The following is a 21,555-nucleotide window of genomic DNA, read 5'->3' on the forward strand; positions in this document are numbered from 1 at the left end:
AATATATTAAAAATAACAAGAAACATATGTATGTATACATGAATTTTATTTTAAGATACTATCACAATGACTTATGATTATTTGTTTATTACCTGCACATTAAGAAAAAATAAGACTGTGTAATTCTTCGAAAATAGGATATCTTTATAAATAAAAACTAATAAATACAATGGATTATAGAGATAGGCAACCATGAGAACATGTCAGAAATATGCTGGGGTATGTTATTACAGATAAGGATAATAGCTGATTTAGTAGATGACGTTAGTAATATACAAATAAGTGCTATAAATGATAATGAAGTGGATGTTTGATAATTTTAGGCGCATATGTCAGTCAATAGGCGGACGTATCAAAGCTATCTTTACGAATGTGAATTTTTATAGATAGGGTGTGTCTCTCTCTTTTCAAATGAGGACAGGATCTAGTTAAAATATCAGCTGGATAATTAAAATTGCTAGTATGCCAATACCAATATCTAAAGGCACCGCTTTGAATAGTAGCGCATTGAACAGTTTGTTTTTTTCTATGACCACTTGAGAAGCGCCTAACATAAGGCTACCTCCTGATGAGAAGGGTGAAAGGGATGAGCTTTGCGCCCCCACAACAATACAGGTAAATAGCAATAAGGGGTTAAGTCCAGAGGCCACGGCTAAGGGCAGTACCATAGGAAATAGAGTAGGGGCGACCACGCCAAGTGTACTAGCAAAGAGGGACATAATTACACTGATAACGAAGATTAAAATCGGTATCAGCCAGATAGGAACGTTGGTACTTAGCCATTCTGTTAGCTCGTAGATAACACCGATCTCAACGCCAAGGCCGATCAACATACCGACCCCACAAATCATGATAAGCGTGTTCCAAGGTATCAAGGCTATTACCTTTTTTTCGTCACCCAATTTTAACAATAAGCTAATTAAGGCGAAAATAATGGCGATAAAACCAATGTCAATCCGAGCGTTCAAAAACTGAATCGCTTCTATGTTAGGCATTAGTAGATTTAAGATAGGTACAATAAGCACGATAGCCATCATAATAAAAATCAGCATAATAGATTGTTTTTGCTTATTATCGAAAGGCTCTGGTACTATCGTTTGAATCGCAATTTTGCTATTTTTGGCATTAAAAAAGCAATAGATACTTAAGACGATCACTGGCATTAGAAAGGTAACCGCGAAGACACCTAAAACATAAGTAAAGGTATTATCATTTGCGACGCCGGCCCCGCGCATCAGCTCTCGAAAGATAACCCCGCTTTGTGAGGTGATAAAGTTAGCACCAGCCAATGCACCATAGTTAACAGATAAGGTAGCAATGACAAGATTCAAATTAGTACGTTTAGACAATAACAGAATCATAGGTGCCATCGTGGCTAAGACGGTGTAATAGCCAGCCCCTAAGCCAGCAACGATCGTAGCGGCAAAGAAAATAACCAAGGGTAAAAACTCAGGAAAATGACGGCATCTATAGATCAAATGATTCGATAGTTTTTCTAAAGCGCCATTCGCTAAAGGAAAATTATAGAAGAGAGTAACCGCAAAAATAACAAAGAAAATTTTGAGAGGCCACAGCTCAACAATTTCATAAGCGCTCATTCCCATACCGAAACAGCCGATGAGGTATGAAAATGCAATAGCAAATAGACCAATATTGATCTTGGTGGTATAGCCCAAAATAATACATATTACTATTGCGGCTAGAATATAAAGAGTCATTACTGTCCCTTGAGCTTAACTATATGAATTCTATAGAGAACGGTATTGACTTCTATAGGTAAAGAGCATTACAAGATATTGATAAACAATTTTCTAGATTAGAGAATCGTATAAGCCTGAAATGCACGTATAAATAAGTGGAATAATAGCAAAAAAAGTAATATGAATTAGATAAGATTGTCCACAAAGTGCCAGACAGTCGTTAGTATGGCAATGATGTATAAGGTTTTCTTAGCGCTTAAAATTAAGTGATCCGTTATATCCTAATCTCTAAAATGATAACAATGCTTAAAAACAGTAAAACAGTTCATAAACCCCCTTAAATTGTGGTGAAATAATGCTGAAAAATTTAGAAAAATTTAAAATGCCACGGTATGAGCAAGTACGATGGCACATCCTAACGCTGCTTACGGAAAGTAAGTGGGATGAAAACACACCTTTACCGACTGAGCAAGAGTTTGCAGATAAGTATCAAGTATCAGTCGGAACCGTTCGAAAAGCGGTTGAGAAGCTGGTCGACGATGGCGTATTAACCAAGTATCAAGGCAGAGGTACCTTTCTAAAGCGTCCAGATTTTGAAAGCTCATTATTACGGTTTTTTAAATTTCGTGATAAAGATGCTTGTTATGCGACACCGACAGGCGTGGTCAAAAAGGTCATGGTAATAGAGGGTATTGAAGAGATTAACGAAAAGCTAGATATTGGTAAGAATAAAGCGCTTATTTATATAGAACGTGTACGTATCATTGAGGGCAAAGTTTCGCTCAGTGAAAAGATTTGGTTACCCAAGAGTCGCTATCAAGCATTTGTCAATCTAGAGCCTGAAGATTTTGAGAATCTGCTATATCCGTTCTACTATACCAAGTGTGGTCAGTTTGTCTCGTCTGCCGTGGAGACTTTGTTCTTTATTGCTAACCACATAGATCCTTATTTGGGCAATACTAAGCAAGAAAACCTCGTAAAGGTATGCCGCATCGCTAAGAACCTATCAGGTGACCCTATCGAATATAGGGAGTCATATGGGTTAGCAGAGAAGTTCAGCTATGAAGTTAATATTATTTAGTGGTTAGTAACGCTAGTGAGCAAGTCATCTAAGTGAGTTTGATAAAAATACTTTATCAAACGTGCTTTTTTATTTTTTACAGACAATGAAAAGCGGCCTATGCTGTTTGATAGGAACATAAGCCGCAAATATCATACTAATCGAGGCTTCTTTTTTAGCTTCATATTTGCCAATAACAAACCTGACAAGATCAATATCATTGCTAGCATCTTCCACCATGTCACCACTTCCCCTGTAAGCAGCACTGACGTTGTCATACCAAATACGGGTACTAACAAAGCAAACGGCATCACCTTAGAGGCCGCATTTTGGCTAAGCAGATGTGCCCACAGTCCAAAACCGATCAAGGTTGAGATATACACGATAAACCCAAGCGATAACCATGACTTAAGCGAGGCCTCTGTAAATGTCGCCAACTGCCATGCATCAGTCTCAAATATGAGAGAAGACAGCGTCAAGATTACACAAGCAATTAGACCGCCCCATACCACTAGTGCTAGCGCAGATAATGCAGACGCTTTGTTTTTACCAGTGGTAGGCGAAGTAATAGAAGCGCTTGATTCCTGCTGCGCAGACTTTAAAGTTGCTTGAGCCGATGCTTGCTTTGATGCGATATTGCCAAAACTCCAACCTATTGCCGCAATCAATATACAGACAAATCCAGCCAATGGCATATCACCGCCAAGGTTTAGCGCAATCACGCCCAATCCTAGTACGCCAACTATCATACCGATGATTTGCATGCGATTTACTGCCTCACCCAGCATGACATATGCTAGCAGTACGGTGATAAAAATCTGAATTTGTAGCAATAGCGCCGTCAATCCTGCCGATGCACCCAAATGCATAGCAGTAAATACAAAAGCATATTGCATGACAAACGTACCGATGGCATAGATAAATAACGTACGGTTAAATTTAGGTGGCTTAAGAAAAAACACCAGTGGTATAGCGGTAAAGAAAAAACGTAGGGCCGTGAGCATCAGTGGAGGAAAGCTGTCGAGCCCCCACGCAATAAAGGTAAAGTTCACACCCCAAATAAAGGTAACCAGTACAGCTAATACAGTATATAAAGGGGTCATATAATTGGCCTAGGAAGTGATGACTGGTTAAGTTATCAGCGTTATCAATTGGTTGAGATGTCGTGACTCTCACATAAAGCAGATATAGTACTAGGGCATGTCATCAATTAGCACATTAATGCATTTAGTGGCCTTAAAATAGCTAAATTTTGCTAAAAATCGTCAGTAATTTTGTCAATATGTTCATATTGACGGCAATTTCTTCCTTGTTTATCTACAATTTTTCTCATTTTAAGCCTCACAATCTAATTGATGACACGCCCTAGTTTCCTTATGTCAATACTGTTGTGGCTTGACTATATGCGCCTAACTAGAGTGGTATAGAGTGCAGTTTATAATAGGCTCTAGTCAATTCGATATTATAAATATTAGGTAAAATGCATGATAACAATCATAGATATAAGTTTTTTTAAAGGTATTCTATGAATATTGTGTAGTAATATGAGTCAAAGTTAGGTTCTGCTGTATTCTTTCAGGTAAAACTCTAGATAATTCGCTCGTCAAAAAAGACTGGTATATAAAGAAAATTCTTAAATTATTAGCTGGTTCTATAGTTTGTCAAGGAGCGAAAAATGGCGCTATTTTAGATAACTAAAGTTGTTTAAAGTAGGGGCTATAGTAAAAAAAACCAATATAAATATATATTTTAGGAGTCTATAGCCTAAACAGCATCGGCCTTAGTCTCGTCAAAAGATAGATTGAATATCGTCAATCGTAATTGAGTCAAAAATGATAGAAGCTGAATACAGTACCCATAAGAGTATGATGTTTGCAATAAGAGAAGCAATGACATTGTATTTGTTTGATAAAAAACGTGAAAAAGACATTCCTAAAATTGCAGAGATTTTTTTATCAATGGACAGTTACGGCGGTGATAGAGTACCTATGTCGGCTGTTATGAAAGAAGTAAACGACTTATGCAACACCTTGCAAGACAACTATTTAGGATTAAGCCTAAATTTTTTGGTTAACATTGAATCATTACCGTCTTATAAAGCTATCAGCGAATGTGTCAGGCCTTTTGCCAATGTAAATAATGAGCTGCCTTTCTTGTTGGTCATTCGGCTTGTATATCGTTTTTTCCCCCTGATTACACAGTCTATTACCCTCAAACTGTCTGTAGAGAAAGGATTGCTTCGATTTGATTTTATCTCCAACGCGCCAGATATGATGAATAAGCATCAGATTGATGGCGCTATGGTACTGGTCTATCGAATCGTAGAAGCATTTTGTCCAGGTATGTTGCAGAAACTATATGTTGCACAGCGTCATACCGCTTATGAGTTGGAGTACTATAAATCTGTCTTTGGGGCACCTGCTGAGTCTGCTAATAAAACAAGTTTGGTCTATGCCTTAAAGTGTAAAGATCATTATAAAAACGCCGCCAGCTTATTGATAAAAGCTGAAGAGGAGCTTGGCAGAAAGTTTTATATCAATCCTTTGTTTAATATGTTGTTTACTCAATTTTCTGAAATTAGTTACAAACAGCGCTGTGAGATAATTATCGATACTATGATGGGTGTGAGCTCGCCAACTCGTATTCAGGTCGCAGACTCAATGAATATAAGCGTCAGTACACTACAAAGAAGGCTACATGATGAGGGATCTACGTTCCAAGAGATTTTAGAAGAGACTAGAAAGCGATTGGCCAAACTGTATCTAACTGAAAGGAAGATTTCAACAACGGACGTTGCGTATCTATTGGGCTACAAATCCCACAGTCAATTTTTTAAAGTTTTTAAAACTTGGTTTGGGATAACACCGAAAACGTATCAAAACAACCAGCTAAGTCATATAGAAGATAACATCTAAGCATGTTTGGTATTGGAGCAAGACATGGATAACAATCATTCGATAATAGATTGAATAAGTATTCACGCCAATACACTTTGATTGGTCCAAATTGCGTAAAAACCCCATTAAAAAAGCCACTTATTTTTAAGTGGCTTTTTTAATGGGGTTTTTAATAATAAGTTTCACTATGCTGACAATCAAAACATGACAAACGTCAATTATATTGATTGTAGTGTTGCTTCTTTACTACTGGGACTTTTCAGTTATTTGTTGCATTTCGAGTCAATATAATATGGCTTTGTCCGCTTGCGAGTTAACTTGTATTAAAGAGGTTATCAGGTAGTAGTACGTCTTTTATAATCTGCACTTTTGTAAAAACATCCTTTAACTGACTACTGACAGCATGGCTGCCAGAACTGGCGATGACTTACGCAGGAAGTTTAATACAACATAGAGCTTAAAGGTATTTCACAGTCATAGTAAGTTGCTTGACTAAAATCATTTCAAATGAGTTGTTAGGAAGTTAATAGCTTAGCCTAATTTTGAAATTGAGCTGACTAACATGTTCTAAGAATAGCTAGGTAACTGATATTTTTATGTAAATAATTTTATTAAATAAATGAAGTCAGCTTTTCTGTTTCTTTACAAAGAAGTTTTTAAACGATTATTTAGGGATACGTTATGGGAATTAAGTTCAAAAAAATAATTTTGGCGGCTGTACTACCTGCTGCTCTATTGGGTATATCTTCTTGCGCGATGATGGGAGGTATCGATAATGAAGGAGATACACGTCGTGTCGATGGTGTTATGTGGAGCAATCAAATAGATACAGATATTGATGACGTATTAGAAAAAGAAGTGGCTAACGATAAAACTCGTTTGGTATTCATCCGTAAAAACGATAATCACTCTGAACAAACCAGCGCCAATGTTTCAGTGAATAATAGGTTTCAGGTCAGTTTACATGCAGACAACTATACCGTGGTTAATTCTTGTGTCGGTACGAATCAGCTAAGTGCTCATGCCACGGGTTTCAAAAATAATAATTTATTAGCAGATAAGCAAGACTATGAGCTAACAGGTGGTCAAACTTACTTTTTTCACATTAGTATGAATGAGCAAGGGCAAAGCACGTTAGAACAGATAACGCATGAAAGTGCATTGCCACTTCTAGCGAATAGGCGTTATCAAAGCCATCAGATCAGTCGTGTTGTATCCAATTGCCCACTACCTGTAGCAGTTATGCAACCTATCACTCCATCTCCAGTTGTAGAAGTGAAAGCACCTGCTTTGATGGAGAAAATGACGATTGACCTTGAGGTGCTGTTCGAAACTGACAAGGCTATTGTACGACCAGATTATTATTCAAAAATAACTGAAGTAGCAGCGTTCATGAAGCAGTATCCCAATACAGTGGTAACCATTGAAGGCCATACCGATAGTCGCGGTAAAGATGCTTATAACCAAGCCCTGTCTCAACGCCGAGTAAATGCAGTAGAAGAGGTGTTAATTACTCAATTTGGCGTGGAAGCTGATCGCCTCAGTGCGATCGGTTATGGAGAGTCACAACCACGAGCAAGTAATGATACCGTAGACGGTCGTCAACTTAATCGTCGCGTTGTCGCTGTGGTTGAAGAGCGCGCGCGTAACTAATAATGGTATTACCCTTTGGCAACCAAACCTGCCTAATATGAATATATATCAATCTGTATTATTTGAATTAAAAAATCGAAGGTAAAAATCATATGAATACTATTGTTGTTAAAACTAACGATGTGACTCAGACCATAGATCAAGTGCAAGTAGTGACTCAAGATGGGAAACCTACCATCATTACCGCTATGGATAAAGTAAATTATGAGTTTCATGATACTGCTATAGGCCGTGCGCCAAACCATATTATTACTAAGCGTCTAAAAAATGATTTACATGTCTCTTTTGAGGAAGATGGTGAAGAAAGCGATCTTATTATAGAAGGTTTCTACGATAATCCAGACAGCGCATTGCTTGGAGTCGCTGAAGATGGAGAGTACTACTACTATATACCAGATACTGGTGAAACTTTTGATTACGTAACACAGCTAGAAATAGGTGATGCAGAAGGACAAGCATTAGGCGGTGTAGAATATATGGCGGTGGCGATACCATGGTGGATACCTGCGGCAGCTGGAATTGGATTGGTTGGTTTAATCACTGGTGGCAGTAATAACAACAGTAACGATTTGGATAATAATGCTCCTATCGCAGGCGATGACACGGTAACGCCTGAATGCAATACACCTGCTGAAAAAGACCTGTTTGAAAACGACAGTGATGCAGATGGCGACACCTTAACCATTGACGGCTTCACCGTAGATGGCAATAGCTATCAGCCAGGTGATACGGCAACCATTTCAGGTATCGGTACTATCACGATCACACCAGAGGGCATCTTAACCTTCACGCCAAACGATGGCTATGAAGGTGCTGTGCCAGACGTCACGTACACCGTGACCGATGGCAATGGCGGTAGCGATGACGCGGTTGTGAGCTTTGCGGATGTACCAGCCGCGCCAAACACACCACCTATCGCAGGCGATGACACGGTAACGCCTGAATACAATACACCTGCTGAAAAAACCTGTTTGAAAACGACAGCGATCTAGATGGCGACACCTTAAGTGTGACCGAGTTCAGCGTTGATGGTAATGCCACGGCTTATCAGCCAGGTGATACGGCAACCATTTCAGGTATCGGTACTATCACGATCACACCAGAGGGCATCTTAACCTTCACGCCAAACGATGGCTATGAAGGCGCTGTGCCAGACGTCACGTACACCGTGACCGATGGCAATGGCGGTAGCGATGACGCGGTTGTGAGCTTTGCGGATGTACCAGCCGCGCCAAACACACCACCTATCGCAGGCGATGACACGGTAACGCCTGAATACAATACACCTGCTGAAAAAAACCTGTTTGAAAACGACAGCGATCTAGATGGCGACACCTTAAGTGTGACCGAGTTCAGCGTTGATGGTAATGCCACGGCTTATCAGCCAGGTGATACGGCAACCATTTCAGGTATCGGTACTATCACGATCACACCAGAGGGCATCTTAACCTTCACGCCAAACGATGGCTATGAAGGCGCTGTGCCAGACGTCACGTACACCGTGACCGATGGCAATGGCGGTAGCGATGACGCGGTTGTGAGCTTTGCGGATGTACCAGCCGCGCCAAACACACCACCTATCGCAGGCGATGACACGGTAACGCCTGAATACAATACACCTGCTGAAAAAGACCTGTTTGAAAACGACAGCGATCTAGATGGCGACACCTTAACCATTGACGGCTTCAGCGTTGATGGCAATAGCTATCAGCCAGGTGATACGGCAACCATTTCAGGTATCGGTACTATCACGATCACACCAGAGGGCATCTTAACCTTCACGCCAAACGATGGCTATGAAGGCGCTGTGCCAGACGTCACGTACACCGTGACCGATGGCAATGGCGGTAGCGATGACGCGGTTGTGAGCTTTGCGGATGTACCAGCCGCGCCAAACACACCACCTATCGCAGGCGATGACACGGTAACGCCTGAATACAATACACCTGCTGAAAAAAACCTGTTTGAAAACGACAGCGATCTAGATGGCGACACCTTAAGTGTGACCGAGTTCAGCGTTGATGGTAATGCCACGGCTTATCAGCCAGGTGATACGGCAACCATTTCAGGTATCGGTACTATCACGATCACACCAGAGGGCATCTTAACCTTCACGCCAAACGATGGCTATGAAGGCGCTGTGCCAGACGTCACGTACACCGTGACCGATGGCAATGGCGGTAGCGATGACGCGGTTGTGAGCTTTGCGGATGTACCAGCCGCGCCAAACACACCACCTATCGCAGGCGATGACACGGTAACGCCTGAATACAATACACCTGCTGAAAAAGACCTGTTTGAAAACGACAGTGATGCAGATGGCGACACCTTAACCATTGACGGCTTCACCGTAGATGGCAATAGCTATCAGCCAGGTGATACGGCAACCATTTCAGGTATCGGTACTATCACGATCACACCAGAGGGCATCTTAACCTTCACGCCAAACGATGGCTATGAAGGCGCTGTGCCAGACGTCACGTACACCGTGACCGATGGCAATGGCGGTAGCGATGACGCGGTTGTGAGCTTTGCGGATGTACCAGCCGCGCCAAACACACCACCTATCGCAGGCGATGACACGGTAACGCCTGAATACAATACACCTGCTGAAAAAGACCTGTTTGAAAACGACAGCGATCTAGATGGCGACACCTTAAGTGTGACCGAGTTCAGCGTTGATGGTAATGCCACGGCTTATCAGCCAGGTGATACGGCAACCATTTCAGGTATCGGTACTATCACGATCACACCAGAGGGCATCTTAACCTTCACGCCAAACGATGGCTATGAAGGCGCTGTGCCAGACGTCACGTACACCGTGACCGATGGCAATGGCGGTAGCGATGACGCGGTTGTGAGCTTTGCGGATGTACCAGCCGCGCCAAACACACCACCTATCGCAGGCGATGACACGGTAACGCCTGAATACAATACACCTGCTGAAAAAACCTGTTTGAAAACGACAGCGATCTAGTATGATTCACATTATGGCGACACCTTAAGTGTGACCGAGTTCAGCGTTGATGGTAATGCCACGGCTTATCAGCCAGGTGATACGGCAACCATTTCAGGTATCGGTACTATCACGATCACACCAGAGGGCATCTTAACCTTCACGCCAAACGATGGCTATGAAGGCGCTGTGCCAGACGTCACGTACACCGTGACCGATGGCAATGGCGGTAGCGATGACGCGGTTGTGAGCTTTGCGGATGTACCAGCCGCGCCAAACACACCACCTATCGCAGGCGATGACACGGTAACGCCTGAATACAATACACCTGCTGAAAAAAACCTGTTTGAAAACGACAGCGATCTAGATGGCGACACCTTAAGTGTGACCGAGTTCAGCGTTGATGGTAATGCCACGGCTTATCAGCCAGGTGATACGGCAACCATTTCAGGTATCGGTACTATCACGATCACACCAGAGGGCATCTTAACCTTCACGCCAAACGATGGCTATGAAGGCGCTGTGCCAGACGTCACGTACACCGTGACCGATGGCAATGGCGGTAGCGATGACGCGGTTGTGAGCTTTGCGGATGTACCAGCAGGATTAGCAACTAATGATATTATCTCTATGTCCGAAGATTCTGGAACTATCTCTGGAAATGTTTTAGACAATGATAAAACTGGTTTGACAGTAACCACCATTCAAATTGCTGGCACTGAATACAGTGTTGGAACTGCGGTTGACATTACAGATGTAGGTACTGTGCAGGTTGATGCGAATGGTGCGTATAGCTTTACCCCTGTAGAAGACTATAGTGGTGAGGTTCCTGACATTACTTACACTGTTAGTGATGGCACTATAATAGACACGGCAAATTTAGATATTGAGGTGACAGCTGTTGCTGATCAACCAACAACTGGTTCCTTTGAACTTGATCCACCTGCATTAAGCTTAAATATTCAAACATGGTCTAATGCTAAAAATGTCAATGGCCAAAATTTATTGGCCAATGGTGGTGGTGGTGCAAGCAAAGAAGCTTTACTAGATGCAATTGATTATTTAAGAGGCAATTCAGATGTATTAAATAGTGATGGTACTAGTGTTAATGCAACTGGCTCTGGAACCACAGATAGCTTAGTTGACAGTAACCTACCGGAGTATGATGCTGTTTATATTTCCGGTTACGTGTTTCTTGAGGCTGGCGAAACTTATCTGTACTCGGGAAGTGGTGATGATAGCGCTGCTATTGTCATTGGTGACAATGTTTCCTCATTGCATGTGAACTGGAAAGGTACTAGTACTAGTGGGGATGGTGAGTTTGACGTAACCGATTCAGGTTACTATAGTTTCCAATTCTATGCACATAATGCAGACGGTCAAGGCAATTATAACTTTGCCGTTCAGAATGCTGATGGTACAGAAATGAAGTACTATCAAAACCTATCTGCGATAGAAGATAGTTTGACAGATACGAGCTATATTTTGGGTGATTATGATGCTGGGATTGATGGAAGCTATGATACCGGTTTTTATTCAGTAAATAGGGGTTATGAAGGCGCCTCTACTAATAGTATTGAGCTAACTGGTATTAATTTGCAAGCGACTGATACGGATGGTTCAGAGTACTTATCATTTGAAATGTCGGGTTTGCCAACTGGCGCTATTCTCACTTTCAAAGATGCGCTTGATAACCAGCAATCAGTAACTGCAGATGCAAATGGCACAGCCAGTTATACTCCAACAGAAGGTGATACAGGTACGAGCGAATATAGTGACTTTACGTTGATTGTTGGGGACACTATTGCTTCTTCACTTGATGTGAGCTTGACCGTGACGTCTACTGAACCATCTAACAATGACAGTTCATCAACGACATTAGACTTTGAAGTTGAAGTGACAGATAGTAATAATAGTGATGATACTATTATATTTAACGCTGATAGCACCTCGATGAATGGTGGTAATGGTACTGATACCTTGCTCATTGATGTCGATGGTACGAGCATTGACTTTAGCAACTTTGATAGTAGTGTATTTGAAAGCCTTGAAGTTATTGAAATGACAGGTAATGGGACACAGTCGCTCACGAATCTCACTACTAGTGATGTGCTTGAAATCACTAATGAAACTGTAATGACCGATAAAGGTCTGATCATCAATGGTGATAGCGCAGATAGTGTCTCACTATCTGGAAGTGATTGGACGAGTACTGGTACTGTTAATCAAGGCGGCAATGATTACAATGTCTATAGCTTTAATGATACTAACGGTACACACGAGTTATTGATTCAAACTGACATCACTCAATCTATTTTATAAAAATAGGGGTGTAAGGGTTGGCTATTATAGCTTCCTTTATTATTGATATTAAAAGTCTCATTGTTATCTATAAAAGCCATAATTCGTTATGGCTTTTAGTTTTTGGGTGCTCTGTATTCATTTATGATCTTTCAATACTTATTTTTTACGTCACTAAAATCTTCTAAGTTAATATATATAGGATTGATAATATAGGTGGTTTTTAGCTAAGGTCAATTTATCAGATGCTCAAAACACGCTCAAGTGAATAAGACAATAACTGTCGTACAGAGATAATCCCCGCTACAACGATTAAGATCACTCCAATCAAAGAGATCGTATCTGGCGCGTCTGCAAAGAATACCAATCCCCATAATATAGCAAATCGAATCTAAGCAAAGTCAAACCTGTCAATGACTGCAGGTGCTGCATTTTGATAAGCAGTTGCAGTTCCTAGTTAGGTTTGTAGTACAGTCACATCCATATAAACCCGCTACATCGCAATCCTCGCTAACCATACTAATGTATAGCTTGCACTCGGTTTCTTTGTATCGAAATTATTTGAATTCAACTATATTCAAGATATTCTTCATTTGGAAATTCCTAAAAATTTGAATCGTCTTTTTTAAGATTCTTAATCCTCTTCGATTTTAACTTGATGAACTGGCAAAGCTAACACTCATCCCAATAAGGATTATCACCGAAACGCTCAGCGATAAAATCAATAAAATAGCGGCACCGCTGAGACAAGAATCTATTCTTTGGATAGACCGCATAGGCCGTTAGCATGGGTAGTTGATATTGCTGCAGGATAGGCACTAGCTCGCCACTGGCTACGGTCTGATAGGTGATAAAGGTTGGCAAAGAGGTAATACCATGACCTTTCACCGCCATATCACGCAAAAAATCACCATTATTGATTTTTATTTTTGAGTTAATACCCACCTGATGTTTTTTGCCTTGCTCATCTGTCAATTCTATCGTGTTGGATTTGCTCAAGCTGTATTGCAAAAATTCATGATCCGCTAAATCTTCTACCGTTTTAGGTATGCCCATTTTATCTAGGTATTCAGGACTTGCGCATAAGGTATGGCGGATCAACGATAGGCGTTTGGCCTGATAGCTAGAATCTTGCATCTCTCCAATACGGATGGCCAGTTCAAACCCTTCTTCGACTAAATCCGTATGCCGATCAGAAAAATCCAATTCAAAATTCAGATTGGGATGTTGGTTGGCGTACTCATCAATAACATCCTTTAAATGAAGCAAGCCAAACGATAGCGGTGCGGTCATCTTTAGTGTGCCTTCGATACGTGTTGGCGCACCACTGGACGCTTCATTCAGTGCATCCACCTCATTCAGTATGTTGCTCACCTTTTGGTAATACTGCTCACCTGCCTGCGTCAAGTTCGATTGGCGTGTGGTTCGGCTGATTAACTGACTGCCTAAGCGCGTCTCTAACTCCTTGAGACGGCGGCTGACAGCTGACTTGGCGATATTCAACTGCTCTGCAGCTTTGGTAATGCTGCCTGCTTCGACAATGCGTACAAACATGGCCATGTCTTCTAGTTGCCCCATTTTAGCCGCCCCTTAATTGTTCTTTAAATGAGAACTGATATTTGCAGTTATCAATGTTTATCTATAATTAGACAACAATTATAATATATCCATCACTTAAACCAATTAACTAATCAATATTTATCGTTATTTAACTTTTGAATAACTAAGTTAATCAATAAGTTAATAACTAGGGATAAATGATGCAAACGATCTATCATGCAGCAGACTCTCGTGGCAGGGCAAATCATGGCTGGCTAAAAAGCAACCATACCTTTAGCTTTGCTAATTATTACAATCCAGAACGTATGGGCTTTGGCGCGCTACGTGTCATTAATGATGACTTTGTGACTGGTGGCCAAGGTTTTGGTAAGCACTCACACCGTGATATGGAAATTATTACTATTCCCTTATCAGGCAAGCTCAGTCATGGCGATAACATCGGTAATGAAGGTATTATTGCAACGGGTGAAATACAAGTCATGTCAGCCGGCACGGGCATTACTCATAGTGAGATGAATGGTAATGCTTATGAGGCTGTGCAGTTTTTGCAAATATGGGTGCTCCCTAATAAAATTAACGTCACCCCTCGTTATCAGCAAATGCGCATGGGTGATATCATGCAGCCGAATATGTTTAACCAAGTGCTATCGCCAAATGCTGACGATGCAGGTGTCTGGATTCACCAAAATGCATGGTTCAGTATGGGTGATTTTGATAAAGGCGTGACAGCGTCTTATCAGCTAAAAGATGCTAATAATGGGGTTTATCTCTTTGTCATTAGCGGAAAAGCCACTGTAAATGGTAAGACGTTAGATACTAGAGATGCGCTTGGTATTTGGGATGCTCAGCAGTTCACTGTGGATATTGAAGAAGACACCAAAGTGTTGCTCATGGAAGTACCGATAACTGCTTAATAGCTTTCTATGCTCATTATCTGTAATACACAAAATGTTAAATGGCGAGATTGAACCTAGAACCAGACTTTGAGTACGGTATCTTGGTTTCAAAGGCTAATGACCATTTATCCCCATGCATCAATATTTTATCCCCATGCACCAATATTTAATTTTAATTCATAAAAACTACTGGAGAAAACCATGTCAAATTTACAAGATTTACAGCAATTAGCAGAAAAACGCCGTTCAATTTACGCGCTAAGCAATCAATTACCAGTATCGAATGATGAAGTAGTAAAGTTGGTTGAGCATGCTATTTTGCATACGCCATCAGCGTTCAACTCACAGTCAACGCGCATTATTGTGTTGTTCGGTGAAGAACATCAAAAACTATGGCAAATGACGGAAGATACCTTACGTGATATCGTCAATGACGATGAGAAGTTTGTGTCAACCAAGCAAAAAATTGATAGTTTTAAAGCGGGTGCAGGTACTATATTGTTCTTTGAAGATCATGCAGTGGTGAAAGGTTTACAAGAAGCGGCACCGTTGTATGCTGACAAATTCCCAGTGTGGTCTGAACATACTAGTGCCATGCATCAGTATATGATCTGGATGGCATTATCCAGTTTAGATATCGGTGCAAACTTACAGCATTATAATCCTATCATTGATAGTCAAGTTGCCGACGCTTGGAATGTGGATAAGGACTGGGAATTGGTTGTACAGATGGTATTTGGTGCGATCGAGCAGCCTGCAGGTGACAAAGCGTTTAAGCCTGTAGACAGTCGTTTAAAAGTGTTTGGCTAATAAATCTTAGCTTTGAAGACCGTAAAAATAATGAACCCGCTATGAATAGATATCATAGCGGGTTCATTGGTTTTTTATAACTGATAAGCAATCATAAGATTACTGTCATTTTAAATACAGCCATTTTAAATACAGTTATTTGAAATATGGGTCTGAATGATGTTCAGGACATGCTTCAGTTAGATTGCAATCAAAGCTCCGACTCTAACACTTATGTTCTGTAAAGCACTTTAACCACATGCCAGCCAAATTTGGTTTTCACTAAATGCGGGGTGTAGAGTTCACTGCTGAAGCAGACTTTATCAAATGCCGGCACCATGTCGCCTTTTTGAAATTCGCCTAAGCTGCCACCTTTCTTGCCTGATGGACAGTTTGAGTGCTTTTTAGCCAGCACATCAAATTTAGCACCTTTTTTAAGCTTGACAATAATGTCCTCAGCCACTTCTTTGTGTTTTACTAAAATGTGTAATGCGCTAGCGGTACGAGCCATAATGTAAACCTTTCATAAAATATCGATTATCAAGATATTATATCACGGCTCATCTTGGTTGCTCATTTCAACTGTCGGCTCTACTTTATCAAAAGTAATGGAGCGACAAGTTATGCAGCCAAAATGGAAAGTCCGTATGTAGCTCACTGAGTTGGAAGGTACTACAAAGCAAATAAAGTCATTGGATTATGTCTTTTGGGTTTGAAGTTCCGCATATATTACAGACAAAAAAAAGCCCCAATCGTGAGATTGGGGCTTTTTAAATTTGGTAGGCATAAGCAGACTCGAACTGCTGAACCTCTACCATGTCAAGGTAGGTCGAGCAACTGCCTTAATACAATCTAATCCCACATCGACCGTATATAAAGAGCTATAGCCTATTTTGATAATTATATATCGGTATGATATTTATGTAATTTAATATTTAACTCGTATTTAGGCACTGTGCTTTTATAGTATTTTTGACTGCTACTCTGTCCATAATATCTTAGGTGATAGTTGGTTTTTAGCCATTTACAACGGTCAGCCACTTTATTTTAAGGCAAGGGTATTTTTTGCTAGCCATATATTATTGTCTAATTCGTACTTATACAACGCCGTTAAAAACCAAGTTAACCAGATTAAATGCTGAGTTTGAACAATTGCGAGATCATGCTCAAGTTCTGCAAGAGAAGCATCAGATGGCACCGACAGAAGGGGAAGGTCAAAGTCAAATCTTAGGTACCGTTGGACACATATAGCGGTATCTTCTATATCTCTACCAAGTTGTTCTGTTTATCTTCCATAAATCATAGAGCCTCACATCGTTCAATATGCACTTCTATAACGCTATTCCTCATAGCGGGCAAAAATTCAACATATCAAGGTTACCATCCACGCTCCAGCATGTGCTTGCACTTCTCTATATTCATCTTTTTAACCTTTATGTTTTCTAGTCCTTTTATCAATAATTGAGAGCATGTATTTTACAAAGTTACATTAGATTCAAGATGATGATGCTTAGTATTGAAATGGAACAAAAAATCTATACAATTATGTAAACAATTGTTAGTATTGGTTACTAATTATCTCTGAAATACTACCGTTTATGCGAAAAATAAATAATTTCTTGAATAAAACAATAATCAAGAGTTTAGTAGCAATAATCATTATATCTACTTTACCTGCCTGCGATAAAACGCCTTCCGAGCATCTTCAAGCCCTCACCGCAGAAAAATACCCTGTGGCAAACATGCCAGATGAGCCGTTAGAACATTCAGTCGTCGTTAATACCAAGCTAACTAATTTTACCGTTGAGAAACGCCAACTGGACACCTGTGTTTGAAAGTTGGACGGTGTTAGATCAATTTGACTCATTAGCGTCAGATTGTTCTATGCAAGCGGCGTAAACAAGAATGATAAATCACTTTCACTATTAGAGAAAACATCATATGACATTAAAATCCTTATTTAGACCGCTATTACTAGCCATAACCCTGCTACCACTATCTGCGTGTAGTGCTCTTGTTGGACCCAAAGATTTAACTATTGAGTACGATGAAGAAGTTAAGTTGCATAATGGCGAGATGATATGGGTACATATCACACGGCATTACATAGAAGGGGGCGGTAAAGAAATTTCCGAGATGTTTCGTGGAGGTGGCAAGAATGTCATTCCTACGAACGTTGAGATTAGTTGGGATACGGGCTTTGAAGGGGTGGGTCGTAAGTCGGTTTATTTTCGAAATGTTGCATATATATCAAAATATGATAACAAATGGTATGTATTTGGCTTTATGCCTCAAGGGTCTGCAAATAAGAAAAATGGAAGTGTGAGTTGTGAGACTGTTGGAGTTAAGGTAGGAAAATTTGGCTGTACTGTAGTAGTAGGTTCAAATGGTTTAATTAAAGCTCCAGATTCAGATACTAATCTTGAGTGGAAGGGTTGGAATATCCTCTATCCAATTGGTATTAAAGACTGGGGGTCTGTCCCACGGCCTTTAGAAGGGCAAAGAGTTACATGGTCTGAAAAGATAAAATTAGAAAAGACACAACCGCAACATTTACGTCGAATTGATAGAAATAATTAAACTTGGAGTAATAATATGAGCAACCTAACCAACGCACAAAAAGCAACCTATGCATTACTAGCCGATAACGTTTACTGGGATGTCAGATATGGATTTAATGACGACGACCCAAATAATCCCGACTTCAGCAACTCCAACTGGACTCCTGTGCCTGAGGGTTGGACGGCGTGACTGTAGGATAGTCATTTTTTTCTAAGTTACCCGAAACCCCCTCTCGAATACTTTCAAGCCCTTACTGAAGATAAATACCCTGTGGCAAATATGCCAGATGAGCCGTTAGAAACCCCACCTGAGATTAATATTGAATTCAATAGCCTAGTCGTGACAAGCTCATGAAGCGCAGGTGGTCTCTCTTCTTGATAATAAGAAAGTACATGCTCTAATAATGAGAATTTGATGTCTTAAATAAATGTTAAGGATAAGGAGTTGGATTATGTCTTTTGGGTTTGAAGTTCCTTATTTTTTACAGACAAAAAAAGCCCCAATCGTGAGATTGGGGCTTTCTAAATATTTGGTAGGCATAAGCAGACTCGAACTGCTGACCTCTACCATGTCAAGGTAGCGCTCTAACCAACTGAGCTATACGCCTATTTAGGTCATGCATTTTAGCAAGTTTTTCAAACTTTGCAAGCCTTTTCTATCAGAATATCGCCTTATTATTATTATATTTAGAAATGAGATATAGATTGACTTCCTTAAGATGATTATTATGTATTTTTACTAAATATTTAATTAAACTGGTTTAGTTTTTATTGTTAATTAAAGTGTGAAATCAAATGAATAAGCATCTATAACTGATATGATATCTCTGGAAACGAGGTGATTATCATCATGATCATAAGTTAAAACCAATCATATTTCACAAAAGTTAAATAAAAGTCAGAGAAATCGGAGAATAAGATGGGTCTATTGGTAGATGGGCAATGGCAAGACAAATGGTATGACACAGAATCTAGCGGTGGGCGTTTTGAGCGTGAAGATGCAGGCTTTAGAAACTGGGTCACAGTAGATGGCAGCGCAGGACCATCAGGGGTAGGCGGTTTTAAAGCTGAGCCTAATCGCTATCATTTATATGTGTCTTTGGCCTGTCCTTGGGCACACCGTACTTTGATTTATCGTAAGCTCAAAGGCTTAGAGAATATGATTTCACTGTCTGTCGTTCATCCGTTTATGGGTGAGAATGGTTGGACGTTTGCAGCGGGAGAAGGGGTTATTGCTGATCCATTGAACCATGTGTCGAATGCCTATGAGATTTATATCGCGGCAAAACCAGACTATACTGGGCGCGTCACGGTGCCCATTTTATGGGATAAGAAAACCAATACCATCGTTAGCAATGAGTCGTCAGAAATTATTCGTATGTTTAATTCAGCTTTCGACGAAGTTGGTGCTGTAGCGGGTGATTTTTTACCGACTGAGTTATTAACAGAAATAGATGAGATTAATGCCTTTGTCTATTCTGCGATAAATAATGGTGTATATAAAGCAGGGTTTGCGACCACACAATCAGCCTATGAATCCGCAGTGACTGAGCTGTTTGATGCATTAGATACTTTAGAGGTACGTCTGGCAGAGCAGCGTTACTTGGTAGGGAGTACGATAACAGAGGCCGATTGGCGATTGTTTACGACCTTAGTACGTTTTGATGCTGTTTATGTCGGACATTTCAAATGCAATCTGCATCGAATCATTGACTACCCAAATCTATGGGGATATCTGCGTGATTTGTACCAAGTACCAGGTATTGCAGAGACGGTGAATATGACGCATATCAAGCAGCATTACTACACCAGTCATGCCAATATTAATCCTACTCGTATTATTCCTATGGGGCCCGTGATTGATTTTAATGAGCCACATAACCGTGCACGTCTATAGTTTTATAGTCAGCGAACTGCTAAACCGCTACGGTGTTACCCTCCTTAGATGTACTATTTGTACAATCTGCAGTCGGCTGCCTTGTACCCATTTTAGAGCTCTTTGACTATATTTATCAAAAAATATTCAAAAAAAAGCCCCAACTGCTTAATAGTAGTTGGGGCTTTTTTTTATGAGATGAAATACCGTTTATTTAACACTAAGCGTTGTTTAGCTGACGTGCTGCTTCTAGGGCAAAGTAAGTCAAGATACCATCAGCACCAGCGCGGCGGAAGCCAATTAATGACTCTAGAATTACTGCATCACTCAACCAGCCGTTTTGAATGGCTGCCATGTGCATGGCGTATTCACCAGAGACTTGATAAGCAAAAGTTGGTACGCCGAAAGTATTTTTAACTTCACGAATCAAATCTAAGTATGGCTGACCAGGTTTAATCATCACCATATCAGCACCCTCATTGATGTCCATTGCTACTTCATGCAACGCTTCTGCACGATTGCCAAAATCCATCTGATACTGTTTCTTATGGCCACCTTTTAGGTTGCCCGCACTGCCGACGGCATCACGGAATGGGCCGTAATAAGAAGAGGCGTATTTAGCCGAGTAGGCCATGATAGCGGTATTGACAAAGCCTTCAGATTCTAGGGCATCACGCATGGCTTTGATACGGCCATCCATCATATCGCTCGGTGAGATAATATCAGCACCTGCGCGTGCATGTACCAATACTTGCTTCACCAATACTTCGACGGTTGCATCATTGACCACATAACCGCTGTCATCGAGCAGACCATCTTGACCATGTGAAGTGTAAGGGTCTAGCGCCACATCAGTCATGACGACCATTTCTGGTACGGCATCTTTCACCGCTTTTACCGTACGTGCTGTCAGGGCATTTTCGTCATACGCTGATCTGCCATCTGGTGTCTTTAGTGAGTTGTCAATCACAGGGAAGATATCGATGGTCGTAACACCTTCTGCCAATAGCTCTTTGGCATATTTAATCAGTAGGTCAATGGATAGGCGCTCGACACCTGGCATACTCGCAATTGTTTCGCGCTGATTTTCGCCTTCTAATACAAAGACGGGAGCGATGAAATGCTTAGGATGTAGTTCCACTTCACGAATCATCGCTCGCACGTTATCATTGTAACGTAGACGGCGCAGGCGAGTAGCAGGGTATTGGCGATTAAAAGTGTAAGTCATCATAATTCCTTATTTTAATTACAATCAGGGTTATTCGGATGTTAACTGCGTCAGGCTCTGTTAGATATGCTTTATAAA

17 protein-coding genes and 1 tRNA gene are annotated in these 21,555 nt (G+C 40.7%); 12 read left to right on the top strand and 6 right to left on the bottom strand.

What is annotated here, in order from left to right; all coding sequences use genetic code 11:
* Positions 1–428: 428 nt before the first annotated feature.
* Positions 429–1,718, bottom strand: a complete 1,290-nt coding sequence (locus tag JMW61_RS08190; RefSeq protein ID WP_201550235.1) for an SLC13 family permease — start codon at positions 1,716–1,718, stop codon at positions 429–431.
* A gap of 337 nt (positions 1,719–2,055) precedes the next feature.
* Between JMW61_RS08190 and JMW61_RS08195 the strand changes: the two genes are divergently transcribed.
* Entirely contained in the window at positions 2,056–2,781 is a 726-nt protein-coding gene (locus tag JMW61_RS08195; protein WP_201550236.1) for a GntR family transcriptional regulator, read from the top strand.
* A 131-nt stretch (positions 2,782–2,912) separates the two neighbouring features.
* On the opposite strand, the gene JMW61_RS08200 is transcribed toward JMW61_RS08195, so the two are convergent.
* Positions 2,913–3,863, bottom strand: coding sequence for an EamA family transporter (locus JMW61_RS08200; protein ID WP_201550237.1), 951 nt, complete (start codon positions 3,861–3,863; stop codon positions 2,913–2,915).
* Between the two features lie 729 nt (positions 3,864–4,592).
* Here JMW61_RS08200 and JMW61_RS08205 point away from each other — a divergent pair.
* The 5 genes from JMW61_RS08205 (at position 4,593) to JMW61_RS08225 (ending at position 12,588) form a co-directional block, all read left to right on the top strand.
* Entirely contained in the window at positions 4,593–5,675 is a 1,083-nt protein-coding gene (locus JMW61_RS08205) for a helix-turn-helix transcriptional regulator (protein WP_201550238.1), read from the top strand.
* A 663-nt stretch (positions 5,676–6,338) separates the two neighbouring features.
* Entirely contained in the window at positions 6,339–7,310 is a 972-nt protein-coding gene (locus tag JMW61_RS08210) for an OmpA family protein (RefSeq protein ID WP_201550239.1), read from the top strand.
* A 92-nt stretch (positions 7,311–7,402) separates the two neighbouring features.
* Positions 7,403–8,302 carry an Ig-like domain-containing protein gene (locus tag JMW61_RS08215; RefSeq protein WP_201550240.1) on the top strand — a complete coding sequence of 300 codons (900 nt, stop codon included), beginning with the start codon at positions 7,403–7,405 and terminating at the stop codon, positions 8,300–8,302.
* Between the two features lie 17 nt (positions 8,303–8,319).
* Positions 8,320–10,287, top strand: a complete 1,968-nt coding sequence (locus JMW61_RS08220) for an Ig-like domain-containing protein (protein WP_201550241.1) — start codon at positions 8,320–8,322, stop codon at positions 10,285–10,287.
* 30 nt (positions 10,288–10,317) lie between these two features.
* A complete protein-coding gene (locus tag JMW61_RS08225) occupies positions 10,318–12,588 on the top strand; it encodes an Ig-like domain-containing protein (protein WP_201550242.1) in 2,271 nt (756 codons plus the stop codon).
* A 651-nt stretch (positions 12,589–13,239) separates the two neighbouring features.
* Here JMW61_RS08225 and JMW61_RS08230 read toward each other — a convergent pair.
* The gene (locus JMW61_RS08230; protein WP_201550243.1) at positions 13,240–14,145 is read right to left on the bottom strand and encodes a LysR family transcriptional regulator; all 906 of its coding nucleotides are present in this window, start codon (positions 14,143–14,145) and stop codon (positions 13,240–13,242) included.
* A 182-nt stretch (positions 14,146–14,327) separates the two neighbouring features.
* Here JMW61_RS08230 and JMW61_RS08235 point away from each other — a divergent pair, with 182 nt between their 5' ends.
* Together JMW61_RS08235 and JMW61_RS08240 are read left to right on the top strand one after the other, a co-directional pair.
* Complete coding sequence (locus JMW61_RS08235; RefSeq protein ID WP_201550244.1) at positions 14,328–15,041, top strand: pirin family protein; 714 nt, start codon at positions 14,328–14,330, stop codon at positions 15,039–15,041.
* A 183-nt stretch (positions 15,042–15,224) separates the two neighbouring features.
* Positions 15,225–15,833: a nitroreductase family protein gene (locus JMW61_RS08240; RefSeq protein WP_201550245.1), complete on the top strand. Its 609-nt coding sequence runs from the start codon at positions 15,225–15,227 to the stop codon at positions 15,831–15,833.
* 211 nt (positions 15,834–16,044) lie between these two features.
* On the opposite strand, the gene JMW61_RS08245 is transcribed toward JMW61_RS08240, so the two are convergent.
* A complete protein-coding gene (locus tag JMW61_RS08245) occupies positions 16,045–16,323 on the bottom strand; it encodes a peptidylprolyl isomerase (protein ID WP_194198313.1) in 279 nt (92 codons plus the stop codon).
* Between the two features lie 554 nt (positions 16,324–16,877).
* Between JMW61_RS08245 and JMW61_RS08250 the strand changes: the two genes are divergently transcribed.
* The 3 genes from JMW61_RS08250 to JMW61_RS08260 all read left to right on the top strand — a co-directional run bounded on the left by JMW61_RS08250 (position 16,878) and on the right by JMW61_RS08260 (position 18,563).
* On the top strand, positions 16,878–17,063 hold the full coding sequence (locus JMW61_RS08250) for a hypothetical protein (RefSeq protein ID WP_201550246.1): 186 nt from the start codon (positions 16,878–16,880) through the stop codon (positions 17,061–17,063).
* A gap of 690 nt (positions 17,064–17,753) precedes the next feature.
* Complete coding sequence (locus tag JMW61_RS08255) at positions 17,754–18,392, top strand: hypothetical protein (RefSeq protein WP_201550247.1); 639 nt, start codon at positions 17,754–17,756, stop codon at positions 18,390–18,392.
* A gap of 15 nt (positions 18,393–18,407) precedes the next feature.
* Positions 18,408–18,563, top strand: a complete 156-nt coding sequence (locus JMW61_RS08260; RefSeq protein ID WP_201550248.1) for a hypothetical protein — start codon at positions 18,408–18,410, stop codon at positions 18,561–18,563.
* Positions 18,564–18,904: 341 nt separating this feature from the next.
* On the opposite strand, the gene JMW61_RS08265 is transcribed toward JMW61_RS08260, so the two are convergent.
* Positions 18,905–18,981, bottom strand: a tRNA-Val gene (locus tag JMW61_RS08265).
* Positions 18,982–19,292: 311 nt separating this feature from the next.
* Between JMW61_RS08265 and JMW61_RS08270 the strand changes: the two genes are divergently transcribed.
* Positions 19,293–20,270, top strand: coding sequence for a glutathione S-transferase family protein (locus tag JMW61_RS08270; RefSeq protein ID WP_201550249.1), 978 nt, complete (start codon positions 19,293–19,295; stop codon positions 20,268–20,270).
* Positions 20,271–20,469: 199 nt separating this feature from the next.
* On the opposite strand, the gene hemB is transcribed toward JMW61_RS08270, so the two are convergent.
* Entirely contained in the window at positions 20,470–21,477 is a 1,008-nt protein-coding gene (gene hemB / locus JMW61_RS08275; RefSeq protein WP_197099950.1) for a porphobilinogen synthase, read from the bottom strand.
* Between the last annotated feature and the right edge of the window lie 78 nt (positions 21,478–21,555).

Source organism: Psychrobacter fjordensis, from assembly GCF_904845995.1.
Taxonomy (GTDB): domain Bacteria; phylum Pseudomonadota; class Gammaproteobacteria; order Pseudomonadales; family Moraxellaceae; genus Psychrobacter; species Psychrobacter fjordensis.

What these genes read in the sequence shown, in the direction of transcription:
- JMW61_RS08270 (WP_201550249.1), top strand. Translation starts at nt 19,293, where the DNA reads ATGGGTCTATTGGTAGATGGGCAATGGCAAGACAAATGGTATGACACA.
- JMW61_RS08230 (WP_201550243.1), bottom strand. Translation starts at nt 14,145, where the DNA reads ATGGGGCAACTAGAAGACATGGCCATGTTTGTACGCATTGTCGAAGCA.
- JMW61_RS08205 (WP_201550238.1), top strand. Translation starts at nt 4,593, where the DNA reads ATGATAGAAGCTGAATACAGTACCCATAAGAGTATGATGTTTGCAATA.
- JMW61_RS08195 (WP_201550236.1), top strand. Translation starts at nt 2,056, where the DNA reads ATGCTGAAAAATTTAGAAAAATTTAAAATGCCACGGTATGAGCAAGTA.
- JMW61_RS08260 (WP_201550248.1), top strand. Translation starts at nt 18,408, where the DNA reads ATGAGCAACCTAACCAACGCACAAAAAGCAACCTATGCATTACTAGCC.
- JMW61_RS08215 (WP_201550240.1), top strand. Translation starts at nt 7,403, where the DNA reads ATGAATACTATTGTTGTTAAAACTAACGATGTGACTCAGACCATAGAT.
- JMW61_RS08235 (WP_201550244.1), top strand. Translation starts at nt 14,328, where the DNA reads ATGCAAACGATCTATCATGCAGCAGACTCTCGTGGCAGGGCAAATCAT.
- JMW61_RS08200 (WP_201550237.1), bottom strand. Translation starts at nt 3,863, where the DNA reads ATGACCCCTTTATATACTGTATTAGCTGTACTGGTTACCTTTATTTGG.
- hemB (WP_197099950.1), bottom strand. Translation starts at nt 21,477, where the DNA reads ATGACTTACACTTTTAATCGCCAATACCCTGCTACTCGCCTGCGCCGT.
- JMW61_RS08210 (WP_201550239.1), top strand. Translation starts at nt 6,339, where the DNA reads ATGGGAATTAAGTTCAAAAAAATAATTTTGGCGGCTGTACTACCTGCT.
- JMW61_RS08240 (WP_201550245.1), top strand. Translation starts at nt 15,225, where the DNA reads ATGTCAAATTTACAAGATTTACAGCAATTAGCAGAAAAACGCCGTTCA.
- JMW61_RS08245 (WP_194198313.1), bottom strand. Translation starts at nt 16,323, where the DNA reads ATGGCTCGTACCGCTAGCGCATTACACATTTTAGTAAAACACAAAGAA.
- JMW61_RS08255 (WP_201550247.1), top strand. Translation starts at nt 17,754, where the DNA reads ATGACATTAAAATCCTTATTTAGACCGCTATTACTAGCCATAACCCTG.
- JMW61_RS08190 (WP_201550235.1), bottom strand. Translation starts at nt 1,718, where the DNA reads ATGACTCTTTATATTCTAGCCGCAATAGTAATATGTATTATTTTGGGC.